Genomic DNA, 14,166 nt, shown 5'->3' with positions numbered 1-14,166 from the left:
AAATCAAGACCCAAACGTTTCCTTTTCCTGCACAAGTCATTGAGTGAATAGCACGAGCTAAATACATGCTCAAAAATAACACATAAGATTACTCTGTATTTTCTTGCTACTATTAAAAACAGGTTGTTGAATTAAGGATAAAATAGCAATGAAGCTAATACTTACTGCACTATTGCTCGGTACCTTGCTGTTACTCAGCTCAGTGCTATCAGGATGCAGTAACTTTAGAAACCTATCTCATGAAATAAAAGAAATTGATTCTATAACCAATCAATACCAGCTTATCTTGAACCAACCAGCCACAGACTCAGCCGTAGTTATTGAACAAATCAAAGACATCAATAAAAGCGAAGTGGATGGTTACGACGGAATAATCGCTAGTGACCGTATCGACTTACAGCTATCGAACAACATCCATTATCTACTTGTCTTTGAAGATAGAAATCAAGACTTAACCCTACAAGCAGACGAAGCATTCAGTGTCATTAACCTTCGTAACCATCAAGACAAATCCACCATTGAAGTATCCCTGGAAGTTAATGAAAATGAAGTCCCAAGCGCGTTTGTTGATCGCTCACTCTCTTCACTGTTGAAAATCGAACTGGATCTTGTCGATATTGGCACTGTCGTGAGCCTAGAAGATCCTCCTTTTGACAGAAAAAACGCCAAGCTCGGGATGTGGCAGCCACTAACATTCTTGCTCGAGCATAATGCTGGGGTCTACTTTTTATCAGAGTACGACCCGAACAAAATCCCTGTATTGTTTGTTCATGGCATCAATGCCACCGCGTTAGACTTTGCTCCGCTGATTGAAAAAATCGACCAATCTAAATATCAAATATGGGTATTTAACTACCCTTCAGGTTTGTCTTTGGCTTTGAACTCAAAGGGCCTGAATAACCTAATGCACACTGTCGTCACTCAATACAAGATTCAACAATTGCATGTGGTCGCGCACAGTATGGGCGGGCTTATCGCCACCAACAGTCTCCGTCAGTGCAGCATTGGGCAGTTGTGCGACTTTGTTAGCAGCATTACCACCATATCTTCCCCATTTGGTGGCGTGGCATCAGCCAAGCAAGGTATTGAATACGCCCCTGTCGTGATGCCTGCTTGGATAGATTTAAACCCAGACGGTAAGTTTATCGCTGATTTGTTTTCTGATAACAATGACAACAACACGCCACATTTTCTCGCGTTTGGCTATAACTCGGGCGAGCTGTTCAATACCAAAAGTAATGATGGTGTCATCGACCTTTCGAGCCAATTATCGCGTCCAGCTCAACTGAATGCTGAACAAATTCTCGGCTACGATGAAGACCATACCAGCATCTTAGACAACAATGACCTGTTTGAAGACCTATCCGACTTTTGGTTGAGAGCAGAGCAATGACCCTTCCCTATACATAACCCGACAAACCAGTTGGCGTGAATGGTATGAACATTGGCGGTATTTGCACTGCAAGCCAGCACACCAATCTTTATTCTACTCCCATAAATAAGCACACGGAGCGAAGCTAAACCTAGCGAGCTAGGTTTCAAAACAAGGATAGTGACTTTCTAACTTGGGATAGAAACGATGACTATCAATGAATTAAAACGCAGAGATTTTTTCAAAGTTATGGGGAAAGGTGCAGTTTCAGCTGCGGCTATCTCTCTGCCTACCTTAGCGAATGCAACGCCAACTTCGCCAACAAATTTACTTTCAGATCACCAAACCATTGACTCGCCGCTGGATGCGACCGAGATGGCGAATCTGATAAGAGACAAAAAAGCCTCGCCAAAAGAATTCGTACAAGAAGCAATCTATAAAATTCGCCAGACAAACGATCAGGTTAATGCCGTTGTTTCTGAGTGCTTTGAGTTAGCACTAGAGCGTGCCAACTCATTTAACCCGAACTCACCTTTTGCCGGCGTGCCTTTCTTAGCGAAAGACTGCGTTGATGTTGTCGGTCTTGAATGCACCATGGGATCAAAACTAAACCAAGGTAGAAAGCCCGATACTACTTCTTGGTTTATTCGTGCAACACAGAATGCTGGGCTCAACACTATTGGCATGACGAACATCCCTGAGATGATGACATTAGGCTGCACGCAAAATCCACTTTATGGCGCGACGCGTAATCCGTGGGCTCTAAGCCGAGGTGTTCACTCATCAACTGGTGGTGGCGCAGCAGCCATCGCAGCTGGCTATGTACCCTTAGTACATTCAACTGATGGCGGCGGCTCTTCGCGCATGCCTGCTTCGGCAACAGGAATTTTTGGCTTTAAACCAAGTCGAGAATCTTTGGTCTCAGGGTTAACTGATGGCTCAACAAACGAAGATTTTACTCATCAATCGTTTATGTCGAGAACCGTTCGTGATACTGCATTGGCAGTGTCCGTCACAGAACATCATACAAAAAATGACTTTGAGACGCCTTTTCCTCGAACCCCTATAGGAATGGTTAATGCACCTCTTAACCGTCAGGTAAAAATTGGCGTCACCCTCAAAGATGTCCACGGCAGGCTTCCCGATGAAGATACGCTCGCAGCTATTCGTTCGACGGTCTCTTTGCTCGAGAGCCTTGGACATATCGTTATCGAAGTTGAGCAGCCAATCCAAGATGGCGATGTATTCATGCGTAACTATATGGGCGTATTTGGCAACAAGATGGCAAGCTTTGCTGAGCAGTTCGACCGCCTAGGTATGCCGCTAGAATCGATACCAGACAAAGTGAGCGATAACGTCGTCTATTTAGCTCGTAAGATGCAAGCGCGCTTAAAAGCCACTCCTAGCCTGTATATCGACTCTCAAGAACGATGCCGAAATTTCGCAATTAACCACAACCGAGAGTTCTTTAAAAACATCGATATTTGGCTGACTCCTTGTGCAAACCATGTTCCTTTGGACATCGAATATTTCGACCAAAAAGCGCACTCCGGCAAAGAGATATGGGCACGTTCAGAGAAATTAATGTCCTACACGCCAATCGAAAACGTGGCAGGTAATCCGGCAATGTCGGTTCCCTTGTATTGGAACAAACAGAACCTTCCAGTCGGTAGCCACTTTTCTGCAGCAAGGGGCAACGACCGCCTGTTATTTGAATTGGCCTATCAACTAGAACACGCCAAGCCTTGGGCAAACAGAAAAGCCCCAATTGCGCTTTAAAAAGCGATTCACTCTCAAAGCAGCTCAATTTAGAAAACCATTCAAGTACGAGTCTATTGATGAAACATATTATTTTCCTATTCTTGGCAAGTCTGACGCTTGCGCCTTACTCATACGCAGCTCTAGCACCAAGCGAAGGTTTTAGTGGCAACATGACCTTCCTAACAGGCTTCACCGCAAACTCAAGCAACCTCGATGTAGGGCAAAGCAATCATCAATCTCAAGCCGATTTAATGTCGTCAGGTAACACGGAAGCAGAGGGAATGGTCGCTGTTTTGGGTTCAATGCAATACACCTTTGGCGCTTTGAATCACAAACAGTTTTTCTTAGGTACCTCAAGAGACGACATCATCACAGGTACGTTAGCATTTGAAATTGGATATAGGCAGCAAGTGGAAAACGGCATGGTGGTCGATTTTTCTATCTTACCAACTCTGATATCAGGCGAAGTATGGGATGACCCTTATGCTGTTGACTCGAATAGAAAAGAAACCGACCTCACTGGCACTGTGGTTCGAATGCAGCTTTCAAGAATAATGGGTTCGAACTTTAATCTCGATGTCGCTTCTGGTGAGTCAGACGTTAAAAAAGAAAACACCGGTCTAAAAGGACTTGGGTTAACTGACGAAGAACGCGCACTGATGACTCGAGAACGAAAGTACTTTTATCTCAAGTCTGGTTACCAGTACTTCTTGAAAGATGGGTCAGGTATTCTCACACCTTCGATGAATGTTTTCTCTTCAGATTCAGAGGGTGATGCACTATCGTTCTTGAGCCTTGGCGCGGAAATCAACCTAGCGAAAAGATACGGAAATCATGGTCTTGCTTTAACACTCAATGCAGCAAAACGCAGCTATGATAAAGAGAATCCAATCTTTAATAAGACACGTGAAGACAAAGACTTTGGAGCCTTCGTTGCTTATGAATACGCCAATATCTTTGATGCAAAAAACTGGTCTCTGGTGTCACTACTCGGCGCGAAGACAACGAATTCAAATATTGAGTATTACCAATCATCACAATATGTGGTTTCAGTAGGTGTTGATTACAAATTCTAAGATTGAACTGAGGTTTTCATTGCTTGTAACCCGTAAACAAATCCTTTAATTTGGGCATATTACCGAGAAGAACATTCTTCAATCGCCAGCAATAACAGGGAGTTATGGTGGAAAGTTTTAGTACTCAATTGCCCATATTTTGGTTTAAAACTTTAGATTCTGCTATTCAGGCTAGAATTGGAGACAGCAGCGATATCTGGTCGGGAGCGGAGGTCTATAAACAACTTTGCTCCGCCGAATCGATCTCGGCTTATCAGCTTCAAACCGCCATCAACAATATCTACCAACGTTTTGATCATGAGCTGATCGACTTATTTGATGAATCGGCTCGCTACTTCGATGAGCTTGAAATGGGCGCTCCGGTAATGGCCATGCTCACCGCGCCAAACCTCACCAGCTTTTGCCAACTTCTGAGTCGATACTCCATTCATATACATCCGCTACTAAAAATATTCAGTCGTGAAACAGAGAGTGGAGAAGTCGAGCTTTGGGGAGTGACACCCGAGTACATTGACGAAACTACACTGATGACACACATCAGTTTAGGGCTCTATTTCAGTATTATGATCAAGCTCGTTCGCAAATACCTTAATGCGCCGAATCAAAAGCTCGCCATTCACATCCACAAGAACACCATCGGTGATGAGTTCTTGAGCATCTATGAGCGTGTCTTTAATGTGGAAATGAAGGAAGGCTTCCCCGCCCGCTATCTCCTTTTCCCTAACAATCTTGTCCAGGCTAAACCTCGTCAATTCCAAGCTGACTTTCATGCAGAGTTAGTACGAATCGCCGACCAACAGATGGAAAAAACGTTAAAAACCAACTTAATCTACAAAGTGAATGAAACGTTCAAAGTGCTCGCGGTGAAAGACACCAACCTAGATAGCGTGGCAAATAATCTTCACATCAGCCCTCGAACCCTGAATCGCAAACTTAAACAACAAGGTGTGAGTTTTCGTCGTTTGTTCGATAAATACCGCCTCGAACTGAGCATGACGCTACTGAATCAAAACGACGGCAATATTACCTATGTGGCTCATGAGCTTGGCTTCTCTGACTCAAGCGCATTCAGTCGAGCATTCAAAAATTGGACTGGGCACTCTCCTACCGAACTAAGATCGTAACAGCAGCTCTCCCAACCAATACTATATAACTAAGCATCAAATGGCCCTTGATATAGAAGCCAATCAACCTAAGCCTGAATCGTCGGCAGCATCATTAAAGCGCATCGAGCTAACCCACTTTCGACTTATTCAAATGAGAAAAGGGACCGGTATTTCTACCCGTCCCTTTTTCTTTTCGCTTAACTTCGGATCCTATGAAAGCTACAAAGATAAGTACGGCTTAGTGAACAAACTTCAGTTTTTAATGCTAAATGAGACTGACAACTTAAAGCGCAATGTTTATGAGATATGTAAGGGTATCCGATACTTTCCTAGCGAGTCACCTCAACTGCCTCCCAGAAAGTTCGGATTTTACCTTGTACATCGCTACTGGACAGCACATCTATGTGGTTTTCATTCACACCGTAAAGTGAGTGGGCTTGGTTTACCGCTTCTAGGCGTAATTGGCTACTTAACAATATGGTGCCATCACTGCTCTCACCTCGTGTTGACGGGGACTTTTGATAAGCAAAGACTAATAGATGCGGCGGAATACTTTGTTGTGCCGGAGAAGAGAATAAGTTTTGAATAGCCTTTCCGCTAGGGGATAAATCTCGCCAAGACGGCATAACAACGGGGGAATACTTAACCCCAGCTGCAGCAGACGAGACTCCGTTGAAAGGGGAGGCAATTGAAGTAAATGAATTCACAAGATCACACCTGTTACTGCTACTGCATATATCAAGGTATCTTTTTACTATGACTCCTCCCATACTATGGGCCACTATATGGATAGGCGGGTAGTCGTGGTTTTTATGTAGTTGTCGCATGATGCCCGCGATGGAATGAGCAAGCAGTGTATGCGACAACGCGGAAGGATAGTTGATTACCCATGCCTGATACTTCTCTTTGTCGAGTGCAGAAATCATCTGTTCAAAATCACGTCCACTCCCTCCCATACCATGAATATAGAGAACGGGGATTTTGTCTTCTTGGTATGGTTCAAGGAAGAAGAGTCCGACATAGTCATTTTCAACAAAACTTAATGGTTGCCACATTCCCATTTCTTTTGCTTGGTCAGAAAACGCAGGGGCCCCCCACTCAACTATTCGACCTATACGTTCAGGTTTAACATCAAACTCTAAAAATGGAGTAACCAGTAAACCGTCGAGTTCAGAAATGCCCTCTGGAATGAGGTATTGTTCACCGACTATAAATCGATCGTCAGAGCCGATTGATTTCATGAATAAAAAGGTAGGTTCATTGCTTTGATACATGAAATCTAAGTTATGGTCTTCGAAGATAACCACATACTGTGTGAGATTGAAAAAAGAGGGGAAGCGAGCTTTACTATCATTAATGATTGAATGACCAGTAAGAATCCCGCTCTTTTCTAGAGTTGCTAATTGCAGTACCAAGTAGCGTTTTTCTTCTATCGAATTAGGTGTGGAAATCGTAAATTCCTGATACAGACTGTCTGTTTTCTTGATATCTGACATTAAGTTGAACAGTGAGCTGCAACCACTCAACAATACGAGAATACTAAGTCCAACCATGAAGTGACGAATTAGCATGTAACTCCTTACTAAGAGGTATGATTCTTCGTTTAGAGGATTACTTTCCGGGTCCATTAGTGGGATGGACCCGACATAAAGAAGTATTAGAACTTATAGTTCATGCCAATCGACATCAGCAAGCTATCGCTACTATAGAAGTCGATGTTTGAATCATTGATAGTACCGCCAACAAATGAGATGACACTCCAGTTATCCCAACCTGGGATATTGTTATACTCATAAGCGAGAAATAGTCGATACACATCATCGCTTCGTGTCTTAGAGAAGATCGGATTTTCTGCCGAAAAGTCTCGCAGTGTATAGCTTCCTGTGAGCGCTAGCTGATAGTTGCTTGTTAGGTAGAAATAACTTAGTTCCCCCTTATAGGCATTAAACGATGCAGCGCTACCATCAGCGTTATGGTCAGTGTAGCTAAAAGCTGTAATGTAGCCTGAGTTGGTGTTAAGCATTGTGCGGTACTGACCTTTTATGTAATAGGTTTCACTATCTCGTAATAATTCCGCGTGATTAATACCTTCATTGTCAATCTCAGCAGTCGCATATGCCATGTCAAATGACACTCCGCTGTTCCACAGATTCGAGAGTTTCAATCGATATGCGTTGCCTTGACGATCGGTTGTTTCTCTTTTTTGTCCAGTTAGATATGGGTTTGCCCACACTTCATCGGCGACAACGGTAGGAAGATAGCCGATGTCGAGTCTGGTGCCATTGTGGTAGTCATATTGATAACCAAGTTCAAATGCAAGTGTTCCAACGGCCAAGTCATCACGCGAAGTACCTAGGTAGACTCGTTGGTTGTAGTTTTCGTTTAGCGCGTAGTAAAGGCTACCTAGGGGCGCAACAAAATTCTGATTAGAACTATCGCCTTTACCTAGGTGATTTATTTGCGCCGAACTATTGGTATCTAAGTTAGAGTTAGTTCTGCTAAAGCCAGAGTTCAAAGACACCTCACCAGAGAAGCGTGAAGTATCAAACGCAGTAGCTGAAGCGATAGAAACTGGTAGTAGAGCGAATGCAGAGAGTACTGTTTTGTTCATTGGTTGTTCTCATCAACGTAAGTTAAGCCTTTCCATTTGCAACAAATCCTTAATTTGGTGAGAAGCTTATATCGAATCATTCACCCTTAATATGAATTAGAGAAATGCATTTTTGCCATATCTGATTCACTACTGGGGGAGCTCCAAGCTATTAAAGTAACTTTGGATGATTTGGTGAAGATGTTGGTTAAGCGGATACCCCCGCTTTGACTGCAGATAGCCACCGCAAACCTTAATTTTCCGCATCTGTGTAGGTAGCTCTGGCAGTGGGTAACTTGCCAGACGGTCATCAAGCAAGCTCATGTAACGACTCCCGTACATAATCGCATCTGACGTGCTTAATTTGTTGGTTAGAACTCGAATGCTGTGGGTAATTAATGACACTCGGGGTTGAAAACCTTTGGCGAGATAAACCTCTTCAACAGGAGCGCGTTTAGAGTTAATACCGTCAATGATCACTCGCGCAATCGGCAAGTGATGGATCGATGCCCAGTCAGAGGTTTGGTTCAATACTGGATGGTTTTTACGAGCAATGAGACAAAGCTCGACCTCTTGTAACGTATGGTTATAAATCTCTTGTGGTAGGGGATAACCTTCAAAGTGGATCAAATAGTCAATGCCGCCGTTCAACACCTCCGCCAGAGAATGCTCTTGCCAGTAAACTAGGCTGAAATTGGCATTTGGAAAATCACGGCGTAGTGTGTCAAAAATTCCCTCCCCGTGTAGCTCCAAGAAAAAGATATTCATGGCGATTTTAATCTGGCCATTAAACTCTATAGGGTCAAAGCTCTGGTAAGACTCTACCACTTTCATTAGTGGTGTGAACATTTGATCACTTGCTTCAGCTAACTTCTCGGCAAGCTCTGATGGCTCAACGCCATGTGCTTTGCGGATAAAGAGCTGCTCTCCGAATACATCACGAAGTTTTGAAAGTCCACGGCTGACGCTTGTTTGTGAGATTCCCAATCTGTCAGCAGCAGCATGCGTGTTACGAGTCTCTACTACAGCTTTTAAAAGCTTTAATAAGTTCAAATCGAGATCTTGGAGTTTTTTGTTCATGCTACGCTCACTGGGTTAATAAGGTTTCATCAAAAAAGGATTGGATAGTTTGATGGAGATATTGGCTGAATGGGCTGCCACGCCGTGTTTGTAGATAAGAGCCATTAATGTCGAGAACATTGTGTTGTTGGATATTGGGTGGTAGAGAGTAGCATTCAATCTCAGGTGTAATTTGTTTTACGAAGCTGCTCGAGTACATGATTGCGTCGCTATTTTTGACCAATTCAACCGCTGTCCTGACACTGTGTGTAGTCAGCAAGAAGTTTGCTTGGTAGCCCTGTCTTTCATACAAGTGTTCAAGGATTCCTTTTCTTGGGTTAATACCATCGAGATAGAGCCTGACTATTGGCAATGAGTGAATCGCTCCCCAATCACTACCCTTGGATAGAATTGGGTGGTTCTTTTTAGCCAATATAACATTCTCAATTTTGACCAAGTTTCGGCAGAACACATCTTGAGGCATGGAGTAAGACTCAAATTGAATTACATAGTCAACGCCACCTTGTAATACATCATAGAGAGAGTCTTTTTGCCATTGAGAAATATTGAAACTTGCGCTAGGTAAGCTGGTTCGTAAAGCAAGAATTAGACGTGGACCAAAGAACTCGAGCAAAAAAGTATTGATCAATATGCTGATTTTTCCGGCATACTTTTTTGGATCAAAAGTGGAGTAGTCTTCAACCACCTTTTCGACCGGATGCAGCATTTCTACTGAAGCATCTGCCAACATTACGGCTAGCTCGGAAGGCTCAACGCCGTGAGCTTTACGAATGAACAGCTGTTCTCCGAAACACTCTTTTAGCTTCATCAAAGCACGACTGACACTAGTTTGTGATATGCCTAGTTTTATCGCTGCTGTGTGAGTACTTTGAGTTTCAACTAACGCTCGTAGTATTCGAAGTAAATTAAGATCTAAATCTTTGATGTTAATAGTTAACTCTCCCTATCGTCCTTAGTTTAATCCTAGCAGGCAACCTGTGGCTGTGAAGTCTTTAAGTTCACTTTATTTGTAGTGGGTTGCAAAAATGAATCTCTCTAATTCATACATATCATCAATCAGTTTGTTTACCTTAATGCCATCGAAGCAAGGAGTGCTTTTACATCAAACTGTATAGGTGAAAAAATGAAATCACGTAATGTCTTCCTTACTTTTATCGCAACAAGTTTTTTAAGCACTGGCGTCATGGCTAACACCGATAAAGATGCGGTACCTCTCTCAGCACAACCTGTACCTCTAACCACGGCAGTTAGTCCTGAGTTTTATGAGTTTTCGAAAAACTTTCCGGTAGCTAATGTAGAGGCACTGCAGAAAAACTTACCCAAAACAGAAAGCGAGTGGCGTGCTTTCGTTGATGCACGTGACACGTCAGCCATCGAACGAGCAGGATCGTTAGCTAATACGCTAGGGGTAACCATTGAAAAAGACTCTATTGGTGGCGTTGATGTGTATTGGGTCACGCCAAAGGCGATTGCGCCAGAGCTAAAAGACAAGCTCTATGTCGCGGTTCAGGGCGGTGCGTATATGTTGAATAGTGGTCTAGCATCAACATCAGAAGCTTCTATCATTGCTTCTAAGATGCAAATTCCAGCACTAGCGATCGACTACACCAAATCGATAGATGCACCCGCACCAGCAAGCCGTAATGATATTGTTAAGGTGTGGAATGCGCTTCTAAAAACGCGTTCTGCAGATTCCATGGTCATGGGGGGGACTTCTGCTGGCGGGGCTCTAACGCTTGCAGTGACACAAGAGCTCAATAAACAGGCTTTACCCGTGCCAAGCGCGCTTTATGTTGGAACACCGGGTGTGGATATGACGATGACTGGAGACAGCCGTTATATCAATGAAGGACTAGACCATATTTTAGGTAGCTGGCGTGGAATGTCTTCTGAGTTAGTCAATGTCTATGTGGGTGAGCTAGAACTAACAGATCCTATCGTATCGCCAATTAACGGCAGCTTTGAGAACTTTCCGCCAACTTATTTGATCACTGGCACGCGCGATTTGTTATTGAGTGATACTGTACGAGTGCATCGCGAACTTAAGCGTGCAGGGGCGGAAGCGGAACTTAATGTCTATGAAGGTCAATCTCATGCCGATTACGCTGTAGCTTTTGGCACCCCTGAATCTGAAGAGCATTATCAGGCACTGAATAACTTCTTTTACGGAAACTTGGTGAGGTAATGTCACGCTAAGTAGATTAGCAGTTCACACTGCCCAAGCAATAGGTTCAGTTCCGGCGTTGCCGCTACTCATACCAAATTGGGTCACTTATGTGACCCAATTTTTTAGTTGCAAACCGAAAGGGTATTGATGGAGGGTGATGATGCTACACTGCTAAAACACGTGAACTAAACGCGGTTTATTGCTCTATTTTTGCTCAAGCGTAACGGCTCTTAATCTCTACAAACTCTCAATCGCCTTTTGTATTGCTGGGCCAATCTGACGCTTACGCGAAGTGACGCCTTCTAGTGTCAGCATGTCGCTGGTTGGTTCAGCATTGAAAGCCGATTTGATGACTTGATAGTCGCTTTCGTCCACCCACAATAGGTTTGCTTCTTTGTTCTTAGTGTCTGTGATTGAGAAGAACAGATGGTCTAGCCCGTTCTCTTCTTTGTATGCCTTCATCGCTGCCAAAAGCTCGTCTTTACGGTCAATTAGTTGTTGAGCCGTTAGTGTCTCAGCCACACCGATGCCCACCTGTTTGCCACCGTATTTAAAGTTTTTGTAATTCAGCGTCAGAATGGTTTCAGATGAAAGGTGGCTAAGATCCGATTTAGCAATCAACATCTGTTAGCCGAAATCTTCGATATCTAAAATGCCTGCAATTTTTGCCAGCTTCTCTGCATATTCACGATCATGCTCAGTCGTGGTTGCTGATTGGAATACCACAGTGTCAGAAAGAATCGCACCTAATCCGACACAAGCAAGGTGCTTAGGTAAGGTCACATCGAGCTTTTCAGCGTTTTCAGCCAGAATAGTTGCAGCTGAACCCCAACCTCGAATATCCATCTCGACAATTTGAGGTGTGTTAATTGGAGAGCCACCAATCGCATGATGATCGACCACAGCCACAATAGGTGCTTGGTCAATAGTTAGCGCGAGTTGAGTCACTTGGTTGAAATCCACCAGCCCTACTCGGTATGAAGAGTAATCTTTCTCTACACGTGGAGATTCCGCATTACAGTAGTTCAAGATAAACGTTGATTCAGGATTGATTGGCTCAGGTACTGTCGCCGTACCACCATAGATATGAGCCGCGAGCATCGCAGACATTACCGTGTCGCTGTCTGGGCTAAGGTGCCCCGTCCATACGAGATTTTCACTGTTTTCATTGGCAGATTGTTGCAAGCTAAAAGCAAAACTTGCTGAGCTGAAAGACATGATTACGGCAGCAACGACAGGTGTTAGCTTCACGGGTATTTCCTTATTTGGATTCGATTTAGAACCCCATACGCTAGCCTTGAAAAATTTCATAACCGTGTCAGTAATATTTCAGATTTACTTCAGTAAGTAACGAAATGTAATTTAGATCTCGTTAGGTTTCCCAAAAACAAAAAAGGATCAGTATCTCTACCAATCCTTAAGTTTCACAAACCACTGCAGGCTTAAAGGCAGTTAGTGCTTGTACCTAAAGGTATTGCTGTCATCAACAATCTCGATTCTGACAGGTACAGTGCCTTGCTTAACATTGCCGATTTTTGCAAATGCCTTGTGCGAAAGATCGATAACTCGGCCTTTTACGTAAGGGCCTCGGTCATTAATTTTCACATCAACAGACTTGTTATTGGCAGTGTTAGTCACTCTCACGATCGTGCCAAAGGCTAAGGTTTTATGCGCTGCCGTATAAGCATTCATATTATACGTCTCACCACTTGCTGTGAGCTTTCCATGGAACTTATCACCATACCAAGAAGCTTTACCAGCAAGAGCATGTGACTTGGCATAATCTTTTGTTTTAGAACTGCCGACCGCCGACGTTGAGGTGCATCCGGCTAGTATCATAAGAATAAGAGCGGTAAAGATAATATGTAATTTTTTCATATGATTTGGGTGAGCTAATCTCTGCATTTTCTCTGTTTTCGTTGTGTTTTGGTTCGCCATGTAATGCTGAGTATAGTCACTGCTCAGCAAAGGCTACCGTCCGGTATGAACGCACAATGTTTTCATGAAGCACGCTTCCTTCCGTCATATCCATGAAAGGTTTTATCTTCAAAACGTCAACTTTAACAATGAATTAGAGTTGTATACTTCTTAATCAGCGCATATGGTAAGCCACTCGGCCAAAAACACCCAAACACCAAAAAGGATTGGTATCGCTACCAATCCTCTTTAGGGGGTGTTTCGGTTCTTCTACCTTATGACAGGTAGGTAGCGCCTATTACTCGTAATCAGTCGCGTACGTATCTTCGTATGTGTGCGAGTAGAATTCGAATAGGTTGCCAAACGGGTCTTCTAGGTAAACCATTTGCGCTTGTTTTAGTTCGTCTTCTGGGTGGTAGCGCATGATGTCCATACGAACCTTACCGCCAAACTCTTCAACGCGTTTAATAGCTGAATGAAATTGCTCTTTTGGAAGCTGTAAACAGAAGTGGAAGATACCTAAACGAGAGAAATCAACGTTATGACGCTCTTCACGGTCAACCATTTCGAACAGTTCAACACCGATACCATCAGATGTAACTAGGTGTGCAATGTTGAAGCCTTTGAAGCCTTCGCCAAAAACAGCGATACACATACGGCCAATTGCTGATTCGCGTTCTTCCATCACCTTAGTGTTGTTCATTACAACTCTTAGACCTAGAGCCTTAGTGTAAAACTCTACTGCTTGGTCCATGTCGCCTACCATGATGCCTACGTGATTCATTTTCATAACTTTCTCCAATTCGTTTTTATTCTGTGCTTTTCGAAGTCTAGCTTCGATATTTCGTTTCGATGGAGAGAGTATAGGGAGATATGATGATTAACTGAAATTATCATAAATTATATTAATAATAATTTTTTGTTATTTACAGATTAATAGGAGATCTCTGCTCACTTAAAGAAACACTGTCTACATAGATGTTCACGCTATACATAGAAGCTCACACTATAAATAGCTGCTAGCGCTAATAGAGAGAACAACCTAAAGAGCATAGCTACTCAAAATGAGGGTTGCTGATGTTTGATGACTTTTGCTA

The 14,166-nt window shown here is 43.2% G+C and carries 11 protein-coding genes and 1 pseudogene; 5 read left to right on the top strand and 7 right to left on the bottom strand.

Annotated features, from left to right (window positions below; translation table 11 throughout):
- Positions 1 to 148: 148 nt before the first annotated feature.
- The 4 genes from QQ041_RS00670 (at position 149) to QQ041_RS00655 (ending at position 5,333) form a co-directional block, all read left to right on the top strand.
- Complete coding sequence (locus tag QQ041_RS00670) at positions 149 to 1,393, top strand: alpha/beta fold hydrolase (protein ID WP_146491797.1); 1,245 nt, start codon at positions 149 to 151, stop codon at positions 1,391 to 1,393.
- A 186-nt stretch (positions 1,394 to 1,579) separates the two neighbouring features.
- Positions 1,580 to 3,151 (top strand): amidase, encoded by a 1,572-nt coding sequence (locus tag QQ041_RS00665; RefSeq protein WP_285952874.1) that lies wholly within the window; start codon positions 1,580 to 1,582, stop codon positions 3,149 to 3,151.
- A gap of 59 nt (positions 3,152 to 3,210) precedes the next feature.
- Positions 3,211 to 4,209 (top strand): DUF2860 family protein, encoded by a 999-nt coding sequence (locus QQ041_RS00660; protein ID WP_285952873.1) that lies wholly within the window; start codon positions 3,211 to 3,213, stop codon positions 4,207 to 4,209.
- Positions 4,210 to 4,313: 104 nt separating this feature from the next.
- Positions 4,314 to 5,333, top strand: a complete 1,020-nt coding sequence (locus QQ041_RS00655) for an AraC family transcriptional regulator (protein WP_285952872.1) — start codon at positions 4,314 to 4,316, stop codon at positions 5,331 to 5,333.
- 311 nt (positions 5,334 to 5,644) lie between these two features.
- Here QQ041_RS00655 and QQ041_RS00650 read toward each other — a convergent pair whose 3' ends face one another.
- The 4 genes from QQ041_RS00650 to QQ041_RS00635 all read right to left on the bottom strand — a co-directional run bounded on the left by QQ041_RS00650 (position 5,645) and on the right by QQ041_RS00635 (position 9,910).
- Entirely contained in the window at positions 5,645 to 6,886 is a 1,242-nt protein-coding gene (locus QQ041_RS00650) for an alpha/beta fold hydrolase (RefSeq protein ID WP_285952871.1), read from the bottom strand.
- A gap of 86 nt (positions 6,887 to 6,972) precedes the next feature.
- A complete protein-coding gene (locus QQ041_RS00645) occupies positions 6,973 to 7,926 on the bottom strand; it encodes a DUF2860 family protein (RefSeq protein WP_285952870.1) in 954 nt (317 codons plus the stop codon).
- Positions 7,927 to 8,055: 129 nt separating this feature from the next.
- The gene (locus QQ041_RS00640; protein WP_285952869.1) at positions 8,056 to 8,985 is read right to left on the bottom strand and encodes a LysR family transcriptional regulator; all 930 of its coding nucleotides are present in this window, start codon (positions 8,983 to 8,985) and stop codon (positions 8,056 to 8,058) included.
- 7 nt (positions 8,986 to 8,992) lie between these two features.
- Positions 8,993 to 9,910: a LysR family transcriptional regulator gene (locus QQ041_RS00635; RefSeq protein ID WP_285952970.1), complete on the bottom strand. Its 918-nt coding sequence runs from the start codon at positions 9,908 to 9,910 to the stop codon at positions 8,993 to 8,995.
- Positions 9,911 to 10,108: 198 nt separating this feature from the next.
- Here QQ041_RS00635 and QQ041_RS00630 point away from each other — a divergent pair, with 198 nt between their 5' ends.
- The gene (locus QQ041_RS00630) at positions 10,109 to 11,170 is read left to right on the top strand and encodes an alpha/beta hydrolase fold domain-containing protein (protein WP_285952868.1); all 1,062 of its coding nucleotides are present in this window, start codon (positions 10,109 to 10,111) and stop codon (positions 11,168 to 11,170) included.
- Between the two features lie 219 nt (positions 11,171 to 11,389).
- Here QQ041_RS00630 and QQ041_RS00625 read toward each other — a convergent pair.
- The 3 genes and pseudogenes from QQ041_RS00625 to QQ041_RS00615 all read right to left on the bottom strand — a co-directional run bounded on the left by QQ041_RS00625 (position 11,390) and on the right by QQ041_RS00615 (position 13,859).
- Positions 11,390 to 12,403 (bottom strand): annotated as a pseudogene (locus tag QQ041_RS00625) (manganese-dependent inorganic pyrophosphatase).
- Positions 12,404 to 12,604: 201 nt separating this feature from the next.
- Positions 12,605 to 13,057 carry a septal ring lytic transglycosylase RlpA family protein gene (locus tag QQ041_RS00620; protein ID WP_285952969.1) on the bottom strand — a complete coding sequence of 151 codons (453 nt, stop codon included), beginning with the start codon at positions 13,055 to 13,057 and terminating at the stop codon, positions 12,605 to 12,607.
- A gap of 310 nt (positions 13,058 to 13,367) precedes the next feature.
- Positions 13,368 to 13,859 carry a VOC family protein gene (locus QQ041_RS00615; protein WP_285952867.1) on the bottom strand — a complete coding sequence of 164 codons (492 nt, stop codon included), beginning with the start codon at positions 13,857 to 13,859 and terminating at the stop codon, positions 13,368 to 13,370.
- Between the last annotated feature and the right edge of the window lie 307 nt (positions 13,860 to 14,166).

This window comes from Vibrio sp. TMPB1044 (assembly GCF_030442075.1).
In the GTDB taxonomy this organism is placed as follows: Bacteria; Pseudomonadota; Gammaproteobacteria; order Enterobacterales; family Vibrionaceae; genus Vibrio; species Vibrio satsumensis.
The sequence above is the reverse complement of the archived record's forward strand: the minus strand, read 5'-3'. Positions and strand labels throughout refer to the sequence as shown.